General features: G+C 56.0%; 1 tRNA gene and 1 pseudogene. One reads left to right on the top strand and one right to left on the bottom strand.

Annotation, left to right across the window (positions count from 1 at the left end):
• Positions 1-1027: 1027 nt before the first annotated feature.
• Positions 1028-1100, bottom strand: a tRNA-Phe gene (locus H5U08_RS16030).
• Between the two features lie 550 nt (positions 1101-1650).
• On the opposite strand from H5U08_RS16030, the pseudogene H5U08_RS16025 reads away from it, so the two are divergent.
• Positions 1651-2335 (top strand): annotated as a pseudogene (locus tag H5U08_RS16025) (oligoendopeptidase F); the annotation flags it as partial.

The following is a 2335-nucleotide window of genomic DNA, read 5'->3' as shown; positions in this document are numbered from 1 at the left end:
AGAGCTGATAAACTGGCCGGGCTGCTTGGGGAAACGGAGTACTCTTGTCCCGGTCTGCGGAGTTACCTCCAATAAGCAGGAAAGTCCTTGGCGCAACCATCGCCACAAATTCGTGATGATCGTCTGCCAATCCCGTTGGGTGGATTTCTGGTCCCAGATACCGGTGCGCGTGCCAGTTGGAGAAGCCCCATCCAATACCGCCTTTAGTTGGGGGCCTGAAATTCGTTGAGCCAGGGGACATAAGTTGGCTCGGCCAGGCCCATACTGCACGGCACAGGCCAGAAAAACATGGATGCGGTCGTGACGGGCCCAAAGCAATTAGGGCTATTCACTTCAGAACGAGAAGCGACCACGGATTATCCTCTCTGGAACCCTGTAAAGTTTTCAGACCATCCGCCAGGCTTTACCCGGACGGAGCAACAAAATGGGGAGAATCCGTTAGCGTTGCTTCACGCCGGGCCGCGCGGCCTTCATTTTCCGTGGTGAATCCGCGAACGAAACAGGGAAAAGGCGTGGGGGCAAGAATTTGCGTTTTCTCTACGTGGACAAGCTCGGGCCAGAGAAATGGACTTGGTTGGCCTGGCAGTTATGATTGCTTTTTCATGGAACGACGGAAAAACAGGACCTCGCGAATCACCCACGAGTGTCCGGCGAGAACCGAATGATCCCAACCAATTATCGAGGCATCACGCGGATAAGCCTGTCGTTAACCAGGGAACAAGGCGGGTTAGTTCCTGGACGTCACGAGCCAGGCTAGAGAATAGCGATCGGTAATCCCCCACGCTGTCATCCAAGATCTTACCAACCGACAAGCGCCGACCACCCCCCGATTGTCCTATTTGCCAGAGGCCCGCTCCTCTTACGCTTCGGCTGACATTGTCTGGGGGCCTGGCCAACCCCTGTTCCGGGCCAACCGGAGGGCCCACAGCTCTCCTGCCTTGGCGATGCCCGCGTGGTCGCCACGAACGGTGTCAACCGTCGCCACGAACGGTCTCCTCCGGGGGACACCCCGGTCTGTGATAACAAGTGGACAGGGGCGGGATCGAACCGCCGACACCTGGATTTTCAGTCCAGTGCTCTACCAACTGAGCTACCTGTCCGCAATTTCCACGTAGGCCACAGGCCCACCCTCGGACGGCCCCTCGAAATTCGGGCTACGTCATTCGGTGGCATGGCCGGCATGGCCTTCGAAATCGCTACCCTCACCACTATTCGAGCAGCTCGGACCGCGAGATCATCTTTGCATCTTCTTATCTATCGTAGCGGCACGGTTTCCGGGCTGTCAATGGGGAGCCGGCGTCCCCGGGGCGGTACCACTGTTTCGCGGCAATCGCAGTTTGCCGTCCGGCGAGGCGCCGCTCGAAGCACCCAATTAGGGGTGATTGGTTCGCTCTTTTCTCTCAGATATTTGACCGTGCGAAGATTCGGCCCGCCGTGCTGAAGCGGTTCGATCAAACCTTCAGCTTCGCGGACGTGGCGCGGTTTGGAACAGCCGGTGAATGCGAGCCGACGGCTGCCCGGCGGTTGGCGCCCTGTGCCGACTCGATGATAATCCCTCTGATAGCACAGTGCCGTCATCGGAGTTCGGGGGAGTCAGAAAAATCCCAGAATTTCAGTCAGAAACTCAAACCAAAGGAGATGGGTTCTACTATGTCCCGTACAAAGATGCTCATTCCGCGAAGTGCCCAGAAGGTGGAAGATACATGGGACCTGTCAAGCCTTTTCCCCAACGACGCGAGCTGGGAGACGGCTTTTGCGGAATGGGAAAGGAGGATTGAGGAATACGATCGCTTCCGCGGGAAACTAGCGGAAGGACCGGAGATTATTGCCCATTGCCTTCGTTTTGACCTGGATATGGATCGTCAGGGAGAACGCTTGGGGACATATGCGTTTTTGAAAACGGCGGAGGATCTGTCGAACTCTGAATATCAGCGGATGCGAGGCCGATTTCTCAACGTGGCGAGCCGTGTTGCGCAGGCGGCCAGCTTCATTCGACCGGAATTATTGGCTATTCCGCCGGAAAAGATGGAGCAATATCTCCGGCATGAATCACTCCGGCCCTATGATGTTTACCTGCGTCGCATTCTCCGCTGGCGTCCGCACACCCTCAGTTCCGCTGAGGAACGTTTGCTGGCCATGCAGACGGAGATGGCAGACACGCCGTCTCACGTATTTCATCAGCTCAATAATGCGGATCTTCGTTTTGGTGTCTTAGAAAACGAAAAGGGTCAGAAAATTGAATTAACGCATAGTACCTTCATGACGTTTCTGCAATCTCCAAGCCGGAAAGTCCGGTCACGGGCTTTTCAGACTTTCTATGAGAAATATCTGGAGC

This window comes from Thermogutta sp. (assembly GCF_014359955.1).
GTDB lineage: Bacteria > Planctomycetota > Planctomycetia > Pirellulales > Thermoguttaceae > Thermogutta.
This window is presented reverse-complemented; position numbering and strand designations above follow the sequence as displayed.